General features: G+C 74.5%; 7 protein-coding genes. 3 read left to right on the plus strand and 4 right to left on the minus strand.

Features of this window, described 5'->3' with window-relative positions; genetic code table 11:
• The first annotated feature begins 300 nt into the window (after positions 1-300).
• Genes ACFXGN_RS02370 through ACFXGN_RS02380 form a run of 3 tightly spaced genes read left to right on the plus strand, consistent with a single transcriptional unit; the run spans position 301 to position 2,704 of the window.
• The gene (locus ACFXGN_RS02370) at positions 301-837 is read left to right on the plus strand and encodes a hypothetical protein (protein ID WP_384852259.1); all 537 of its coding nucleotides are present in this window, start codon (positions 301-303) and stop codon (positions 835-837) included.
• A gap of 20 nt (positions 838-857) precedes the next feature.
• Positions 858-2,039 carry a sensor histidine kinase gene (locus ACFXGN_RS02375; RefSeq protein ID WP_384852261.1) on the plus strand — a complete coding sequence of 394 codons (1,182 nt, stop codon included), beginning with the start codon at positions 858-860 and terminating at the stop codon, positions 2,037-2,039.
• A complete protein-coding gene (locus ACFXGN_RS02380) occupies positions 2,036-2,704 on the plus strand; it encodes a DNA-binding response regulator (protein ID WP_384852263.1) in 669 nt (222 codons plus the stop codon). The genes ACFXGN_RS02375 and ACFXGN_RS02380 overlap by 4 nt, the downstream gene beginning before the upstream one ends.
• A gap of 208 nt (positions 2,705-2,912) precedes the next feature.
• On the opposite strand, the gene ACFXGN_RS02385 is transcribed toward ACFXGN_RS02380, so the two are convergent.
• From ACFXGN_RS02385 to ACFXGN_RS02400, 4 genes are all read right to left on the minus strand, one after another.
• Positions 2,913-4,223, minus strand: a complete 1,311-nt coding sequence (locus ACFXGN_RS02385; RefSeq protein WP_384852265.1) for a cytochrome P450 — start codon at positions 4,221-4,223, stop codon at positions 2,913-2,915.
• A gap of 702 nt (positions 4,224-4,925) precedes the next feature.
• The gene (locus ACFXGN_RS02390; RefSeq protein ID WP_384852268.1) at positions 4,926-11,147 is read right to left on the minus strand and encodes an amino acid adenylation domain-containing protein; all 6,222 of its coding nucleotides are present in this window, start codon (positions 11,145-11,147) and stop codon (positions 4,926-4,928) included.
• A gap of 347 nt (positions 11,148-11,494) precedes the next feature.
• Positions 11,495-14,596: an amino acid adenylation domain-containing protein gene (locus tag ACFXGN_RS02395; protein WP_384852270.1), complete on the minus strand. Its 3,102-nt coding sequence runs from the start codon at positions 14,594-14,596 to the stop codon at positions 11,495-11,497.
• 454 nt (positions 14,597-15,050) lie between these two features.
• Positions 15,051-18,254, minus strand: a complete 3,204-nt coding sequence (locus ACFXGN_RS02400) for an AMP-binding protein (protein ID WP_384852272.1) — start codon at positions 18,252-18,254, stop codon at positions 15,051-15,053.
• Positions 18,255-18,825: the final 571 nt, after the last annotated feature.

The raw sequence follows: 18,825 nt of genomic DNA on the forward strand, positions 1-18,825 counted from the left end.
CGCCCGAGGGCGCGGGCGCCACGACCGGCCGGATCACCGGAAGCGGGGAGCGGGACCGGGATCGGGACCGGGACCGGCGGCGCACCCGCACCGGGCGGCGCACCCGCACCGGGCGGCGCACCCGCACCGGGCGGCGCACCCGCACCGGGCATCGCACCCGCACCGGACACCGCGACTGCCGCCCTGTCCCCGTACGCACCACCGTGGAAACGGCCCGTAGGGCGCCGTGAGCGCCATCTCCACCCGTACCTCCACCCATGGGTGCAGGTGCCAGAAGGCGAGCGTCCACATGCTGGAGGCATGACTTTCACCGACTGGCTCGTAGACATCGCTCTCGTCCTCATCGTGTTCAGGCAACTGCGGGAAGGACGGCTGGGACTCAGGTCCTACCTGCTGCCCCTGGGCATCGTGGCGTTCTTCGCCTCCCAATACCTGCACGGCCTGCCCACCGAAGGCAACGACCTCGTCCTGATCGGTGCGACGGTCGCGGTGGGCGCCGCCCTCGGCGTCGCCGGGGGAGTCTTCACCCGCATCCGCTCGCTGAACGGCGAGCTGATGATCAAGGCAGGGGCCGTCTCGGCGGCCCTGTGGGTGCTCGGCATGGGCTCCCGGATGGCCTTCCAGCTGTGGGTCGACCACGGCGGCGCCGCCGTGGTCGGCAGGTTCAGCGTCCAGCACCAGATCACCAGCGGGCAGGTGTGGGTCACCGCGCTCCTGCTGATGGCGGTGACCGAGGTCGTCACCCGGCTGGCCACGATCTTCGTCCGCAGCCGGACGGCCGCCCGTACGGCGCGACCCGAGACGGCGAGCGCGCCGCTCGCCGGCCGACTGGGGTGATCATGGCGTATCGTCGCACCATGCCAGTGAGGAACTGGAGGCTCCCCGGCAAAGCCGAGGGAGCCGACCCTTGGGCCACGGGGCGCAGCCGGTTCGGGCAGGGCGTGTGGGCGGCGGTTCTCTTCCTCGTCGAGGTGTTCACGCTACGACCGCTGGGACCCAGCGGCCGTGGCCTCGTCGTGGCCCTGCTCCTCCTGGTCAACCTCGGTGTCTTCGCCCTGCGGCTCGTGCCCGGGAAGCTGCTCCCCCCGCGCCTCTTCCTGCCCCTGATGGTGGTCGGCGTCGTCGCCGCGGCGGCCCTGATGGCGGTCGCCGACACGGGGACCGCGTCCCTCTTCGCCTTCTTCCTCGCCGCCTTCATCGGCTACCGGCTGAGCACCGGACCGGCCGCGGTCCTCGCGGTGTCGCTGAGCCTGCTGTGCGGCGCCGCCCTGTCGTTCCGCGCCGGGCCGGGCCAGCACGTGCCGCTCCTCATGGCCGGGCTGTCCACCGGGACACCGGTTCTCGCGGGGATGTCGGCACGGAGCCGGGCCCAGGCCGTCGGAGCCGCGATCGAGGCCGCCGAATCGACCGAGCGGGCCGCGCGGGCCGAAGCGCGGGCGCTGGTGCTGACCGAACGGAGCCGGGTCGCGCGGGACGTCCACGACGTTCTCGCGCACTCCCTGGCCGGTATCGGAATGCAACTGGAACTGGCGGACGCGCTCATCGAAGCCGGAGAACCGGAGCGGGCGCGGCAGGCGACCACCAAGGCGCGGAGCCTGGTGCGGGAGAGCCTGGAGCAGGCGCAGTGGACGGTCCGCGCGCTGCGCGAGGAGACCCTCCCCCTCCTGGAGAGCCTGACCGCCATGCTGGAGTCGTCCGGTCACCATCGGGCGCTCACGGTGACCGGGACGGTGCGCGAGCTGCCGACACGGACCGCGCACGACCTCCTGCGGATCACACAGGAGGCCCTGACCAACGCCACCCGCCACGCGCCCGGAGGCCCGGTCCGCGTGACACTGTCGTACGACGAGAGGACGACCACCTTGAGCATCCTCAACGGGCCGGGCACGCTGCCGGCGTCCGTGGGCACGGGCGGCGGGATGGGGCTGATCGGCATCCGTGAGCGCGTCGCCCTCCTGGACGGAACGGTGACGACCGGTCTCGTACCGTCCGGCCCCCTGCGGGGGCACTGGAAGGTCGAGGTGGTGATTCCGGCATGACCGAGTCAGTCACGTCCCCTCCCCTGATCAACGTGGTCGTCGCCGATGACCAGGCGGCGGTGCGCGAGCCGCTGGCGATGGTCCTCTCGCTGGCCGGGGACATCGACGTCGTCGGAACCGCGTCCAACGGGCGCGAAGTGCTGGACATCGTCGCCGGACGGCCGGTCGACGTGGTGCTGATGGATCTGAGGATGCCCGTGATGGACGGGACGGAAGCGGTCCGCCGACTGGGCGAGACCCATCCCGACGTGGCCGTGGTGGTGCTGACGACGTTCGCCGACGACGACTCGATCATGGCCGCGCTGGGCGCGGGCGCCCGTGGCTATCTGACGAAGAACGCGGGCCGGGAGGACATCGCCCGCGCGATCCGAGCCGCCGCGGCAGGTCAGTCGGTCCTGGACCACGAGGTGCGCACCCGTCTGCTCGCCGCCGTGACCGGGGCGCGGCGCTCCGCGCCGGAGGAACCCCTGCCCGAGGACCTGACTCCGCGTGAGCGCGAGGTCCTGGCCCTGATCGGGCGGGGGCTCCCGAACCGCGCGATCGCCGAACAGCTCTTCGTCAGCGAGGCCACGGTCAAGACGCACATCAACAACCTGTTCGCCAAGGCCCGCATCCGGGACCGGGCGGACGCCGTGCGGCGGGCCATCGCCGCCGGGCTCACGTGATCGCGGAAACCGTGCCCGTGGTGGGGGAGGGCGCCCGGTCCCGGTTCGTGCCGCGGGAGGCGACGGGGGTTGCGGGGGCTCAGTCGCCCGTGAGTGCCAGCGGGGTCGGCATCACGGACATGGCCCGGTAGGAGGCCGGTCGCCCGGCGGCGCCCCGTACCCGTGGACCGCCGGGGACATCGGCGTCCACCGTCTCCGTGCTCGACCGTCAGTCCAGGCCGTTCGAGACGTCGGCCCCGGTCGGCGCCGACAGCCGCTGGCGGTCGGCCCCGGCGGGAGTCGGCTTTCCGTCCGAGGGGCGGAGGCGTACGGGCAGGGCCTTGTGACCGTTGCTGAGCAGGGAACCGAGCGGTTCCAGTTCCTCCACGGGGACGGCGAGTTCGATCCGGGGGAAGCGGCCGAAGAGGCCCTTGAGCGCGGCGGCCAGCTCCATGCGGGCCAGGGGCGCGCCGAGGCAGAAGTGGACGCCGTGACCGAAGGCCAGATGCTCCTTCGTCACCCGGGTGAGGTCGAAGGCGTCGGCGTCGGCGTGCCAGGCGGGGTGACGGTTGGCGGCGGCGTAGGAGGCGAGGATCGCCTCGCCCCGGGGAATGACCCCGCCGTCGGGCAGGTGGATGTCCCGGACGGCGTACCGCATCGGCAGGTGTGTGATGGCGGGTTCGAGGCGGAGGGTCTCCTCGACCACGTCGTTCCAGTCGGCGCGGCCTTCGCGGATGTGGTCGAGCTGTTCCGGGTGGGCGAGCAGGAGGCTGACGGCCTGGTCGATGACGTTGACGGTGGTCTCGTACCCGGCGCTGATCATCAGCAGCAGGGTGTCCCGGAGTTCGTCGTCGCTCAGTCCCCCTCCGTCCGAGTCCTCTTCGTCACGGGCGGAGACGAGGAGGGAGGTCAGGTCGTCTCCGGGTTCGGCGCGACGGGCCGCGACGAGGTCGTCGAGCATCCCGCGCAGCGCCCCGGCGTTGACGGTGGCCTGCTCGGTGGTGAGCGTCGTGGCGAAGACCCCGTCGACGACGGTGCGGAAGGCCTCGCGCCGCTCGGCTGGGACGCCCATGAGACGGCAGATGACGGCGATGGGCAGCGGGTGGGCGAGACGGTCGCGGAGGTCGACGGTCTCGCCGTCCGGGAGCGCTTCGAGTGCGTCGAGCAGGGAGTCGACGGTGGTGTCGACGAACGGAGCGAGGGCCTGGACGCGGCGGGCGGAGAACGCGGGGGCGATCATGCGCCGCAACCGGGCGTGGGCGTGGCCGTAGGCGGTGAACATGTTGTTCACCGCGACCCACAGGGCCAGCGGCCAGGACTGTACGACCTCGCCGAACGCGGGCCAGTGGGCGCGCGCGTCCTTGGAGACGTCGTCACTGGTCAGGAGCTTCTTGAGGAGATCGGGGTCGGTGACGGACCAGGCGGTCACCCCGAGGATGTCGACGCGGACGGCGGAGCCGTGGGAGCGCAGCAGGGCGCTTTCGGCCTGACGGGTGGCACCGGTGGGGTCGAGGACGATCGGCGGGGGCTGGGTGCTCACTCGGGTGCTCCTCGGGTTGTGCGGGTGCGGGTGTGGGGCGGACCGGGCTTCGGATACGGCTTCGACGGGCTGGGCCGGGTGCCTGCCGGAGACCGGGTGGTGGACGGCAACGGACTGCGGAGGGACGGTCGTCGAGATCTCCGTGGCCGCCCGGCAACACCTACCCCGTCGAAGCGTCCCACTATCCGGAGTACGGCTCTGCCTGGGCCGGTCGGGCGGATCGGCGTCCCGAGCACCGGGCTTCCCGCCCGGGTCCGGCGGCGGACGACGTCCCCGGCGGTGCGGCGGACCAGGGAAGGCGGACGACGTCCCCGGCGGTGCGGTGGACGGGGAGAGGCGGAAGCCGGTGCCCCGACCCGGGGCGTGGGCGACTCCGTACCGCTGGGTCGTCGGGCTCGTCCCCGTGTCCCGGCGGACCGGCTCACCCGCTGGAACGACCGGCTGCCACGGTGGCTTCCCGCCCCCGAGGTCGTCGGCGCCGCCCCATCCGGCTCCTGCTCCGCCTTCCACGCGCTGCCGACCGCACGGGGGCGGGGCGCCGGGGAGCCTCGCCGACTCGGCGATCCGGTCGTCCTCGTCGACATCGCCCGCCGCTTCGCCCCGCGACTGCCGCCCGGCCCCCTGGCAGGAGCAACGGTACGGGGCCGCCCACCGCGTGGCGAGCGACCCCGTACCCGTAACTCCCTTGTCAGGGAAGGTCGTTCAGTCGGTCCGGGCCGTGGCACCCGCAGGGGTGTCGGTGGCGCGGCCGGAGGTGAGGGCGGCCAGGCCCACCAGGTCGTCCGCCTGCGCGTCCGGCACCTCCCGGTCGAACCGGGCCAGCACCCGAACCCGTAGCGACACCGCCGCCAGGAGTAGGATCGCGGCCCCGAGCAGGACGTAGAGCAGTCCGGTCCCCCGGCCCTCGCCCACGCCCAGGACAGCGCCGACGGTGTCGGCGAGACCGCCGCCGGACACCATCAGCGGCTCCAGGAACCGGCTGCCGAACGGTGCGATCAGCAGGAAGCCGACCGGCAGCGTGGACCACGCCACCAACTGGTTCAGCGCCATCACCCGGCCGTGGAACCGCTGCGGCACCTTCACCTGAATGATCGTCAGATAGATGCCGTTGAGCAGCGAGAGCGACGCCGACATCCCGAACACCCCGACGCAGACCACCAGGAGATCGGGACGCAGCCCGGTCAGGACGGAGAAGAACGCGAGCACCGGCACCACGAGCAGCATCCCGCGCATCCTGCGGTGGCGCGGTCCGCCCCAGACGCCCATCGCGAGCCCGCCGCCGATCGCGCCGAGCCCGCCCGCGAGGGAGACCGTGGCCACCGTGCCGAGCCCGGAGAAGCCGAGCACCAGCGGCGAGACCATCTGGAAGAGGACCGGCAGGAAGAGGTTGAGCACCGCGAAGAAGATCAGCATCGCCCGGAAGCCGGGCCGCCGCCAGACCAGTTGGAACCCGGCCGTGATCTCCTGCTTCAGGGTCTCGCGCCGCCGCGCGGCCAGCGTCCTCGGGAAGCGGACGGTCAGCAGGACCAGCGCCGCCACCACACAGCTGATCACGTCGATCAGCAGCACCCCGCCCAGCCCGATGGCGGCGAGCATACCGACCGCCGCGAGCGGGGCGACCACCTGGGCGATGCCGCCGGATATCTGGACGACACCGTTGGCATGGCCGAGATAGCGCTTCGGCACGAGCTGCGGGATCGCCGACTGGAAGGCGAGCCGTTGCCCGGTGAGGGAGACGGAGAGGATCGCCATCAGCACGCCGACGTGCCAGGGCCGCAGGTTCCCGAACAGATGGAGCACGGCCAGCACCGACTCGGACGTGCCGCAGACCAGGGTCGAGACCAGCATCACCCGGCGGCGGTCGACCCGGTCGACCAGACTCCCGAGGACGGGGGCGGCGAGCAGCCCCGGCACGATGCCGAGGACGGCGAAGAGGCCGAACCAGGCGATGGAGTCCGTCGACAGGTAGATCCACAGCGGCAGGGCGAACTCGGTCAGCGCCGAACCGGTCTGCGAGATCATCTGGGAGGCGGCGACGGCCACGAACCGGCGCGTGTCGCGACGGGTCGCAGGAACGGCGGAGCGCTCCCCGGCGGCGGACGCGTGGTGCACACCGTCCAGCCACCAGGTGGCGCGCGCGGGGCGACGGGCCCGGGTGAGGGCGGTGACGTCGGGGTGCTCGGCCCCCTCGGGCTCCGGGACGGGCGTGGTGCCCGTGACTCCGGTGGCGCCCGGGGCTTTGGTGACTCCAGTGACTCCAGTGACTCCAGTGACTCCGGTGGCACCCGTGACTCCGGCGGAGACCAGGCTCGCGGTGGCGTCCGGGCTCGCGGTGGTGTCCCGGGGCGTGGTGGCCTTCTCGATCCGAGTGCCCCCGGCAGCGCCTGTGAGCGCTTCCGTCGCCGTGACCCCTGCGGCCCCGTCGGCCTCCGGTGTCCCGTCGGCGACGTCCTCCGGGCCGTACGCGGGGCGTGACGCGGCCACCGCCGGGTGGACGGTGGTGACGATCTCGGCCAGTTCCCCGGCGCGATGCTTGAGGAAGTAGTGGCCGCCCTCGTCGAGCACGGCCACGGCGGTGGTGGAGCCGACGAAGCCCCACTCCCGGTACCGCTCGCGGTGGAACTCCGTCCCCGGGTCGGCCGAACCGATCACCGAGACCACCGGGGACGCCAACGGCGGCGCGGGCCGTGCCAGACGCTCCGTGAAGTACGCCTCGGCCGCGCGGGAGTCCTCCCGGACGTTCCGCACGATCGTGGCCAACTGCTCCGGATCCAGTCCCTCCAGGTCGGCGCCCATCGAGCGGAGCCAGTTCAGATGGAGCCGTCCGCTGCGCCGCCGGTCGAGCACGGAGAACCGGGCGAGGAGCCCGAGCAGGCCCTCGGTGGGCCGGGCGAAGGGGAAGATCCCGCCCAGATAGAGGGCGGTCGGCTCCCGTCCGGCCGCCGCCAGCAGATGGGCGACCTCGACGCCGAGCGCCGCGCCCACCCCGCAGTGGCCGTACACCGCGACCGGTCCCGTCACCCCGCTCAGCACCTCCTCGACGCAGCGGCGGGCCACCTCCTCCAGCGGCAGCGACTCCTCGGACATGCCGAGGTCGTGCCCGGGAACGGCGACGGCGTGCAGGGCGACGCCGGGCGGCAGGGCGTCCGCGAGGGGCTGGTAGGCGACGGCGCTGCCCCCGCCGTACGGCAGGCAGACCAGGGAGAGCGTGACCCGGTCGGCGGGCTGCCGGGGGGTCAGCTCATGGAGGAGCCTGCTCGGTCCGCGCTCGGACTCGGAGCGGTCGGCGAGCGCGGCGAGCGCCGCGACGGTCCGCTCCCGGAAGACGTCCACGAGGGTGATCCTGGCCTCGCCGCCGAGCAGCTTCCGCAGCGCGGCCACCATCCGCATCGCGAGGAGCGAGTGGCCGCCCAGATCGAAGAAGTCGTCGTGCGCGCCGACGCGTTCCAGCCCCAGGAGCTCGGCCCAGCAGGCCGCGACGGCCTCTTCGGTGGGAGTGGAGGGGGCCGTCCAGACGGCCCCCTCGCCGGGTCCCGGCGCGCCGGGCTCGGGCAGGGCCCGCCGGTCGACCTTGCCGTGGGCCTGCCGGGGCAGATCGGGCAGGACGACGAAGCGGGAGGGGACGAGGTAGTCGGGCAGCTTCTCGGCCAGCAGTCGGCGCAGTTCGGCCACCGGGGGCGGGGTCTCGTCCGTGGCGGGGACGAGATAGCCGACGAGGACGAGTTCCCCGGCGGGTCCCCGGGCGGCGGCGACGGCCTGGGCCACTCCGGGGAGCCGGGCGAGATGGGCCTCGACCTCGCCGAGTTCGACCCGGTAGCCACGGATCTTGACCTGGTGGTCGTCGCGGCCGAGGAACTCGACCGTACCGTCGGAGCGGTGACGGGCGAGGTCCCCGGTGCGGTACATACGGGGCGGAACGGGCCCCGCCGCCGCTTCTTCAGCCCCTTCGGCACCTCCAGCCCCTTCGGCACCTCCAGATCCTTCAGAACCTCGGGCCTTCGCGCCGCTGCGGACGCTCCCGGCTTCCCCACTCGATGCGCCTGATGCGCCCGGTGCGGCGGAAGCGGTGGAAGCGGCGGTGGGGCTGCCCGTGGCGAACGGGCCGTCCGGGGCGAACGGGTCGACGCGGAAGCGGTCGGCCGTCAGCTCCGGCAGACCCAGATAGCCGCGTGCCAGCCGGTCGCCGCCGATCCACAGTTCCCCCGGCACCCCGGCGGGCACCGGCTGTCGCCGGGCGTCGAGCAGATAGACCCGGGCGCCCGGCAGCGGACGCCCGATGGGCGTGGTGGGTCCCCCCGCGGGCCGGTCCGGGTCCACGAGGTGGGTGGTGGCGCCCACGGTGGCCTCGGTCGGCCCGTAGTGGTTGATCACCCGGCAGCCCGTACGGGCTCCCGCCACCGCGAGCAGCCGTGCCCACTCCCAGCCGGACGCCTCCCCGCCGAGGACGAGCAGCCGCCGGGGCAGCAGCTCCGCCGGGTCGTCCACCTCCGCGCTCAGCGCGGCCAGATGGGAGGGGGTGAGCTTGACGCAGTCGATGCGCCGCTCCGTCAGATAGGCGGCCAGCTCGGGGCCCGGGGTGCGCGGGGGCAGCAGATGCAGGGTGCCGCCGGTGGTCAGCGAGAGGTAGAGGGTGGTGAGCCCGAAGTCGAAGGCGAGCGACTGGAGCAGGACGTAACGGGCGCCGTCCGGCAGCCCCGCCTCCGCGAAGCGCTGCCGCACCCCGGCGAGGTAGGTCAGCACCTGGCGGTGCTGCACGGCCACGCCCTTGGGGGTGCCGGTGGAGCCCGAGGTGTAGATCACGTACGCGAGGTGGTCGGGTCCCGCGCCGTCGCCCGGCGGGGTGTCGGGGACGGCCGCGAGCCGGTCCGCGAGTCCGTCGAGCAGCAGGACGGGGGCGTCGGACGCGGTCAGCAGCGACCGTCGTACGGAGGTGGTGACGAGGGCGACCGGCGCGGAGTCGGTCAGCATGTGGGCGAGGCGTTCGCGGGGCTGCTCGGGGTCGAGCGGCACGTACGCGGCACCGGACTTCATGACCGCGAGCAGGCAGACGGCCTGGTCGAGACCCTGGTCGAGACAGACACCGACGAGCCGGTCGGGTCCGGCGCCGGAGGCGCGGAGGAGCCGGGCCAACCGGTTGGCCCGGCGGTCGAGTTCGGCGTACGTGAGGGTGCGGTCCTCGTGCACCAGGGCGACCGCGTCGGGGGTGCGGGCGGCCTGCGCGGTGACGGCGTCGGCGAGGGTCGCGGCGGCCGGGCGGGCGGTGCCGGAGTCGTTCCACTCGTACAGCACCCGGTCGCGTTCGCCCGGGGTGAGGAGGTCGAGGGCGCCGACGGGGGTGTGCGGCGCGGCGGCGGCCCCGGCCAGGACGCGCTGCCAGTGCCCGGCGAGACGGGCGACGGTGTCGGCGTCCCAGAGGTCCGTGCGGTAGGTGACGAAGGCGTCGAGACCGTCCTCGGTCTCGGTGCAGTACAGCCCCAGGTCGAGATGGACGCCGCTGCCCTCGAAGGGGAAGGTCCGCCACTCCAGGTCGTGCGGACGGACGGCCTGGGCGCGGTGGTTCTGAAGCGCGAAGGAGACCTGGAAGAGCGGCGGACGGCCGAGGTCGCGCGGCAGGTCCAGGGCTTCCACCAGCCGCTCGAACGGCGTCTCGCGGTGCTTCTGGGCACCGAGCGAGGCCGTACGGACGCGGTCGAGGACGGTGAGGAAGTCGGGCCCCGCGCCGTCGTCTTCGGTCGACCCGTTCCCCGGTGAAGTGCCGTGTGGGGATGTGGACTTGAGGCCCGATGTGGAACCGGACCCGGACCCGGGATCCGGTGCGGGATCGGGCTCCGGTGCGCCGAGATCGGCCCGGATCGGCAGCATCGCGCTGAACAGGCCGATCAGGCCCTCGGTCTCCTCGGTGGGACGGCCCGCGAACGGGGTGCCCACGGCGAAGTCCCGCTGTCCCGACCAGCGTCCGAGCACCACCTGGAAGGCGGCGAGCAGGGTCATGTAGAGGGTCGCGCCCCGGGCCCGGGAGAGCGCGCGGACGGCCCGGTGGGTGTCCGCGTCGAGCCGGAAGGAGTGGGTCGCCCCACCGGGACCGGGCAGCGCGGGACGCGGCCGGTCGGTGGGCAGGTCGAGCGGCGGGACCCCGGTCATGGCCTCGCGCCAGTACCGCAGTTCGTCGGCGGCGCGGGGCAACTCCTGCCGCTCGCGCTGCCAGTGGGCGAAATCGCCGTAGCGGACGGGCAGCGGGGGCGGGGACGGGACGGCGCCCCGGGCCAGTTCCCCGTATCCGCCGAGGAGTTCGTCCAGGAGCACCCCGGCGGACCAGCCGTCACCGACGAGGTGGTGCTGGCAGATCACCAGGACGTGGTCGTCGTCGGCGAGGCGCAGCAGCAGGGCCCGCAGTAGGGGGCCGTCCGCGAGGTCGAAGGGGCGCGCCACCTCGTCCTCGACGGCGGTGCGGGCAGCGGCCTCCCGTTCCCCGGCCGGGACGTCCGTCAGGTCCCGGGTGCGCCAGGGCACGGTGAAGCCCTCGGCGGGCGCGATCCGCACCAGGGGCGCGCCGTCCTCGTCGACGGGGAAGGAACTGCGGAGGGTGTCGTGGCGTACGGCGGTCAGGCGCAGCGCCTCGATGAGGGCTTCGGTCCGGAGCGGGCCGCGCAGCCGTCCGGCGGTGGGCAGTACGTACGAGGCGGTGCCGGGAGTCAACTGCTCGACGAACCACAGGCGTTCCTGCGCGAGGGAGAGCGGCGGTACGGCGTCGTCCGGGCGTGCGGGGATACCGGTGGGCCGGGCGGTCGCGGCGGCGGTGCGTTCCCGCAGCCGCCGGGCGAGCAGGGCGCGCTGATCACCGCTGAGCGTCCGCCGGGCCGTGGCCGCGGGGGACCCGGGCGGGGTGGCCGGGGCTGCGTGGGGCGGCGCGGCGGGCTTCGACACGGAGGACACGGACTGCGAGGACGTCGGGGACGTCGTGGGAGGGGACAGTACGGTCGTCGGCGGTACGACGGGGCCCGGGGGCCCGGACGGTACGGGGACGGTGGGCGCGGGTCCCGCCGGTGCGGTGACGGCGGACGCGGTGACGGCCGGTACGGAGGTGGACAGCGCGGAGGCGGACCGTACGGAAGCGTCCAGTACAGGGGCGGACCGTACGGAGGCGCCCGGTACAGAGGCGGCCGGTATGGGGGCGCCTGGTACAGAGGCTGCCGGTACGGGTGTGGTGGGCGTGGCCATGGGGGCTCCCGGGGCCGTCTGCGTTCCCGGAATGGGGGAGTGCGGGGGATTCATCACGCCTCCTCCTCCGCCAGCAGCTCGCGCACGACCTCGTCGGTGACCGTGGCCACCGTGGTGGGCTCCTCGTAGAACACGTGCAGGGGGACGTCGACGCCCAGCCGGTCCCGGATGCGGGCGGCGACCTGGGTGATCGTCAGGGAGTGCGCGCCGAGGTCGACGACGTCGTCGTGGTGGCCGATGGCGGGCAGGCCCAGCACCTCGCACCAGATGGCGGCGATCTCGGCGGCCAGCTCCTCCCAGCCGTCGTCCGAGTCCGGTGCGTCGCCCGGGGGAGCGGTCTCCGGAGTGCCCCGGACGGGTTCCGGCAGGGCCGCGCGGTCCGTCTTGCCGTTGGGGGTGAGGGGGAGGGCCGGGAGCGGCTGGACGACTCCGGGGATCATCGCGTCCGGCAGGGTCAGGGCGAGGAAGGCGCGCAGCTCGGCGCTGGTCGGCGCGGGCGCCTCCGGGCGCCAGACCGGGTACGCGACGAGCATCCGGCCGACCGGGTCGTCGTCCTCGCCCCGGACGGAGACGGCGGCCGACGCCACGGCCGGGTGCTCCTGGAGCCGGGCCTCGATCTCTCCGAGCTCGATCCGGTGGCCCCGCAGCTTGATCTGGTCGTCGAGGCGGCCGAGGCAGTCGAGCGCGCCGTCGGGCCTGACCTGGGCGAGGTCACCGGTGCGGTAGTGCCGGGCGCCGGTGGCCGGGTCGGTGACGAAGCGTTCGGCGGTGCGCTCGGGCAGACCGCGGTAGCCCCGGGCGAGTCCCGCGCCGCCCAGGGCCAGTTCTCCGGTGACACCGTGCGGTACGGGCTGTCCCGTCGGGTCGACCACCAGGGCGGTGGTGCCCGCGATGGGGCGGCCGATGGTGACCTCGTCGGGTGCGGGCGGCACTTCGGCGGCGGTGGACCAGATGGTGGTCTCGGTCGGCCCGTAGACGTTCCAGAGCCGTGCGACGCGGGCCCGCAGTCGGCGGGCGAGCGGGAGGGGCAGCGCCTCGCCGCCGGTGAGGGCGGTGAGGGCGGGGGCGTCGAGTCCGCCGTCCAGCATGAGCCGCCAGCCCGAGGGGGTGGCCTGCGCGTGGGTGACGCCGTGCCGTTCGACCAGGGCGGCGAGGGCGCGGCCGTCGCGGGTCTCCGTCTCGCGCGCGATCACCACCCGGCCGCCGGTGATCAGCGGCAGCAGGAGTTCCAGGGCGGAGATGTCGAAGGAGAGCGAGGTGACGGCGAGCCAGCTGTCGTCGGGGCCCGAGGACAGGGTGTCGCGGAAGGCGAGGAGGAGGTGGGCGAGTGCGCCGTGGGGGACCTCGACCCCCTTGGGGCGGCCGGTGGAGCCGGAGGTGTAGATGAGGTAGGCGAGGTCGTCGGGCGCGGGCAGCGGCAGCGGCGCCCCTTCGGCGCCTTCGGCCGCCCGGCCGGTGAACAGGTCGTCGAGCAGGAGGGTGCGGCCGTGGTCCTCGACCAGGTGGGCGGTGCTCCGCTGGGCCAGCGCGAACGGGGCTCCGGCGTCCGCGAGCACCAGCGAGACGCGCTCCGCCGGGTAGGACGGGTCGACGGGCAGGTACGTGCCCCCGGCGAGGGTGACGGCGAGTACGGCGGTCAGCATCTCGGCGGACCGCTCCGCGCAGACGGCGACCACGGTCCCGGGACCGGCCCCGGCGGCGACGAGCCGCTGGGCGAGGCCGGTGGCGGCGGTCGCCAGGGTCGCGTAGTCCAGGGTCCGTTCGCCGTCCGTGACGGCCGGCCGTGCGGGGTGCGCGGCGAAGGAACGGGCGAGCAGCGCGGGCAGGGTGGCGGCGGGGGCCTCGGCGGCGGGCGCGGGGCCGCGCAGCGGGGCGCGTTCCTCCTCGTCCAGGAGCGGCAGGTCCGCGAGCGCGGTGCCCGGGGCGGCGGCGATCGAGACGAGCAGTCGGCGCAGATGGGCGCCGACCCGGTCGGCGCGGACGGGTGACGGCAGGTCCGTACGGTGGGTGAGCAGGACGCGGAGCCGGTCGGGACCGTCGAGGACGTGGAACCGGAGGGCGCCGCGCGCGGTGCCGGGGAAGAGCGTCCAGTCGACGGTGGCGCGGACGCCCGGGAAGGTGACGGGGGCGATCCGGCCGCGGTACGTCAGGATGACGGGCGCGAGTGAGAGACCGGGCCGCAGGCCCCGGACGGCGCGGGACAGCGGGACCCGGCGGTGCGGGTAGAGGCCGCGCAGTTCGTCGCGGACCGCGTGGGCGAACTCGCCGAAGGACGTGCCCGGTTCGGGCGCGGTGACCACGGGCAGCTCGTTGGCGTGCATCCCGATCCGGGCGGTGGTGCCGGGCGCGCGGGTGCCGAGGCCGACGGTGACGGCGGGGCGCTCGTTCCCGTACCGCAGCAGAAGGGTGTGCACGGCGGTGAGGAGCAGTTCGAAGAAGGTGACGCCGAGCTTCTGGGCGGTCTCGGTGAGGTCGGCGCGGAGCGCGGGGTCGAGGTCGAAGTCGACGGCCGCGCCCGGACCCGCGCCGTCGGCGCCTGCGGGTCCCGCGTCGAGACCGGGCAGCAGCACCGTGGGGCCGGGCAGCGGGCGGTCGGCCCAGTGGGCGGACGCCTCCGCGACCGCGTCGGCGTCGGGCCCGGGGAGGTCGGAGGCGTGGAGGAGCGAGGGGCTCTCGGGTGCGGCCGGGGCAGGTCCCGCTCCGGTGCGATGGGCGTAGCAGGCCGCGAGGTCGGTCAGGAACACATCGGTGGAGGTGCCGTCGAAGGCGATGTGGTGCGCGACGACCAGCAGGGTGGCGTGGTCCGGGTCCGTGCGCAGCAGGGTGAACCGTACGGGGGGTCCCGCCGTGAGGTTGAACGGTTCCGCGCTCGCGGCGGCCAGCGCTGCGGGCAGCTCGTCCGGTCCGGTGTCGCGCACCGTCAACGAGGGCGCCGGGCCGGGGGTGAGCAGGGGGACGCCGTCCTCCTCCCGGACCGTCAGGGTCAGGGCCGGGTGCCGGTCGGCCACGTCGGCGCAGGCGGCGGCGAGCGCGTCGGTGTCCAGGGGGCCTTCGAAGCGGACGGTGAAGGGCATGTGGTGGACGGAGCCGAGCGGCGCGATCCGCTCGTTGATCCAGATGCCCTGCTGGGCGGCGCTGGCGGGGGTGCTGGTCACGGGTCTTCCTCGGTCTGTGCGGCGCCGGGAGGCGTGGCGCGAGTGGAACGGGAGCGAGAACGGGCGATGCGGTGCGGTGCAGTGCGATGTGGTGCAGTGCGGTGCGGTGCGGTGCGATGTGGTGCGGTCGGACGGGAGCCTGTTGGGCCCGCACTCCTGCCCGGCGCGGATCGGCGCGGGGCGGACAGGGCGGCACGACGGCACGGGTACGGGACCGGCGTCGGCGCTGACGGCGGGCGGGGCGCGGGGTGCGGCGGAGGTGGGCCGCGGTCGTCGGTGGACACCGGTGGTCGGTGGCCGGTGTCCGGACGGTGACGTGCGGTACGGGGGGTGTCGGAGCGGGCAGGCGGGCCGGTGCCCGGGAGGGGCCCGCCCGTGAAGGCGGGACGTCGGTCGGTACGGGCCGCGCCCCGCGCGGCGCGGTGGCCGGGGCGGCGCGCGGGGCCCGGGACGGTCAGGGAGCGGCGGCGGCTGTGACGAGGGCCGCGCGGAACTCCTCGGCCAGCGTGGCGATCACGGGCTCCTCGAAGGCGAGCGCGTTGTACTGGATCCAGCAGTTCAGCGAACCGTCCGGCTGCTCCACCACGGTCAGTTCGGGCACCCCGAGGTCCCCGCCGGGCAGCGGCCAGGGCACGGTGGTGCCGCGCGGCAGCTCCCACGGCTCGCAGCGCAGGCCCGGCAGATGGGCCCCGGCGGCCCAGCTCTCGTACCGCAGCCAGGCCGGGAACGCCACGACGTGCGGGCTGAACTCGGCGTACGGGTACATCTGGTGGTCGAGCGCCCCGGTGGCGGCCCGCCTCACCCGCTCGGCCAGTTCGGCGAAGCCGGGGCCGCCGGAGCAGTCCACGCGCACCAGCAGGGACTGCACCAGACAGCCGACGGCCTGCTCGGCCTCCGCGCTGGTCCGACCGGGGACGGGAGTCATGAGGACCAGGTCGGCGCGGTCCGCGCGGGCCGTGAGCAGCCCGCTCCACAGGGCGGCGACCGCCATGAAGGGGGTGACGCCGAGCGTGCCCGCCCGCTCCCGCAGCCGTCCGGCGGGACCGGACGCGACGGTGAAGGGATGCGCGACGGTGTGCACGCGGTCGACGGCGCGCCGCCCGGGGAAGGGGTCCAGCGCGGACGGGGCGCCCGCGAGCATCGTGGAGAAGTGCCGTCGGCCGCTCTCCCACCGGTCGTTGGACCGGCGCACCAGCTCCGGGTAGGGCAGACCGGGGTCGGGCAGCCGGGGGACCCGGCCCCGGCGCAACGCGTCGTAGGCGAGGCCGAGTTCACGGAGCAGGACGCCGATCGACCAGCCGTCCGCGACCATGTGGTGCACGGCGAGCAGGACGACGTGGTCCTCGGGTCCGCGGGAGACGACGAGCAGCCGGGCCGTCGGATCCACCGCGAGGTCGGTGAGCCGGTCGCGCTCCGCGATGAGCAGGGCGTTCACGTCCTCGTCGGTGGCGCCGTGGGCGTCCCGCAGGGTGACCCGGGCGCGGGGCTCCTCGTCGAGGACGGTACGGGCCAGGCCCTCCACCTCGCCGGGAACCGCGACGAACCGGGTCCGCAGGGCCGGGTGGCGGAGCACCAGCGCGACCAGGGCGCGGCCGAGGGCGTCCCGGTCCAGCGGGCCGGTGACCCGGAACAGGGCGGTGACGGCGCCGACGTCCCGGCCCTCCGCCTCGGCCATCCAGCAGAGGAAGTTCTCCTGCTGACTGGTCAGCGGGACCTCGTGGCGCTGGGCCCGCAGGGCGCGCAGATAGGGCGGGAGCGCCGGACCGGGCGCCCGGTCCCCTGCGGTGTCCCCGGCGGCGGCCGTGTTCCCCTCCCGGGCCTTCTCCCCGTCCAGCCAGGCCGCCTGGGCGCGCAGCGAAGGACGGCCGAAGACGAGGTCGACGCCGGTGTCGACCCCGAACCGGTCGGCGACGGCGGTGGCGAGGTGCACCGCGCGGAAGGAGTCGCCGCCGAGGGCGAAGAACTCGTCCGCCGTGTCCCGTACCGGGCGGCCGAGGACCTCCTGCCAGAGGGCGGCGAGACGCAGTTCGGTGGGGGTGCCAGGCGGCCGGGCGGTGGCCGGGGCCGCCGTGCCCGTGGCGGGCTCCTCGCCGGTGCCGGTCGCCTCGCCGGGGGTGGCCGCTTCGCCCGGGGTGGCCGCTTCGTCCGTTGTGAAGAGCGGGCGCAGCCTGCGCTTGAGCACCTTGCCGGAGGCGTTGCGCGGCAGGTCGTCGGCGAGCAGGACGCGCACGGGGAGTTCGGCGCGGGCGAGACGGGTGCTGAGGAAGAGCCGCAGCGCGTCGAGGTCCAGGCCATGGGCGGCGGGGACCACGACGGCGACCGGTACGGACCCCATGACCGGGTGCGGCACGCCGAGCGCCGCCGCGTCCGCGACGTCCGGGTGCTCGTGCAGCGCGTCCTCGATCCGGAGGGTGGAGACCTTGAGCGCCCCGGACTTGATGACGTCGCTCTCGCGGTCCACCAGATGCAGATAGCCGTCCTCGTCGAGTCGGCCGAGGTCGCCCATCCGCACCCAGCCGTCGCGGAAGACCGTGGTGCCGGCGGCCGGGTCACCGGCGTACGAGCGCGGCGGGCCGGGCTGGCGCAGCCAGATCTCCCCCGTCTCCCCGGCCGGTACGGGGGCGCCGTCCGGGGTGAGGATCCGCAGGTCACGGGGATCGGTGGGGCGGCCCACCGCACCCGGCGGAGCCTGCCCGACGACGGCGGAGAGCTGCGCGGGGGCGGACTCGGACGAGGTGTAGACGTTGACGACGGTGGCCTTCGGCAGCGCCTCGGCGAGGGCGCGGGCGACGGGCGCGGGCAGGGCGGCGGCCGAGGAGCTGAGCAGCAGGACACCGGAGAGGTCGTACCGGTCGGGGACCCCGGAGTTGAGCAGTTCGATCGCCATCGACGGGACGAGGAAGACGGTCCCGATGTCCCGTTCCTCGATGGCCCGGCCGAACTCGTCGGCGTCGAAGCGGGGGAGGACCACGGTGGTGGGCGCGCCGGTGAGAGCGCTGATGAGCATCACCTGCCCGGCGTTGGTGCCGAGAGGGAAGGAGTGCAGGGCACGGCGCGAGTGCGCGTACGGCCGGGGGCGGGGGTCGAGGCGCAGGCCCGCCGTGAGGCTGGCGTGGGAGGCGCGGACGCCCTTGGAGTCGCCGGTGGTGCCGGAGGTGCCGACGACCTGGGCGAGGTCGCCGGGCGCGGGGCCCGTGAGCCCCCGATCGAGGGCCCCGCCGGGAGCGCCACCGGCCGCCTCGACCTCGGCCAGTGAAAGATCTGTGCCGCCCAGGAGACCTTCCAGCAAAGGCAGTTCGGTGCCGCGCAGCACCTTGGTGGCGCCGCAGACCCCGGCCAGCCGTACGGCCTCCGGTGCGGTCAGGTCGGCGCGCAGCGGCAGCACCGCCGCTCCGGCGTAGTGGACGGCGAGAACCGCGACCGCGTAGCCGTCCCACTCCCGGTCGGTGAAGCGCAGGGCCACGATCTCGCCGGGGCGGACGCCCGCTCCGGCCAGTCCCCGTGCCGCCCGGACGGCCCGCTCGCGCCACTCCCCGTAGGTGAGCGAGCCACCGCCGCGCACCTCGATCGCGACCCGGTCGGGCTGTTTCGCGGCCCGGGAGTCGAGAAGGTCGGGGACGGTCAGCGGTGCGGTCCTGGCGTTGATGATGTCCTCCAAGAGCGTGTCCCCCGTTGGTCGTTGATCCAGGGGATGTGGTGGCACAGGAGAGGGTTCACGGGCATGGCGCACGGTTGTTGCCCTTGGGTATGGTCTGGACCTTCGGCAGGGCTTGTGAACCATAGCGCGCCACTGTCGTACTTGTGTCGCAATGATGGAGAGTTCGTGGACATCGGTGGGGATCGGGCACGTTGGCCGCACCCCGCCGGAACCGGAGCACGGCGGCAAAACCGCTCGTCAGAGGGCATGTGCCGGTCAACTCTTCGGAAAGCCGAAGCCAGTTGGCCGCGTCTCAGCTCTGTTCCCGCACCCATCCGCACTGCGAGACGCACCCGTCCGGCGGGGGTGGGAACCGGCCACACGCGTCGGTGATCCAGTCGCACAGCCGCCTTCGGGGCGTAGCACTCGCGCTGCCCGTACTGCCCGTTGCGCCGCCTGTCGTGCCGTCCGTCGCGCTGCCTGTCGTACCGCCTGTCGTCCCGTCCGTCGTGCTGCCTGTCGAGAGGTCCCCCCGTCCCCGCCGTCCCCCGAGGCGCGTCCACCGTCCGTCCGCGCCGTCCCGGGCTCACCG

This window comes from Streptomyces sp. NPDC059247 (assembly GCF_042754005.1).
Classification (GTDB): domain Bacteria; phylum Actinomycetota; class Actinomycetes; order Streptomycetales; family Streptomycetaceae; genus Streptomyces.

Bases quoted from the DNA above. Each gene is read 5' to 3' on its own strand.
- ACFXGN_RS02370 (WP_384852259.1), top strand. From the start codon at position 301: ATGACTTTCACCGACTGGCTCGTAGACATCGCTCTCGTCCTCATCGTG.
- ACFXGN_RS02375 (WP_384852261.1), top strand. From the start codon at position 858: ATGCCAGTGAGGAACTGGAGGCTCCCCGGCAAAGCCGAGGGAGCCGAC.
- ACFXGN_RS02380 (WP_384852263.1), top strand. From the start codon at position 2,036: ATGACCGAGTCAGTCACGTCCCCTCCCCTGATCAACGTGGTCGTCGCC.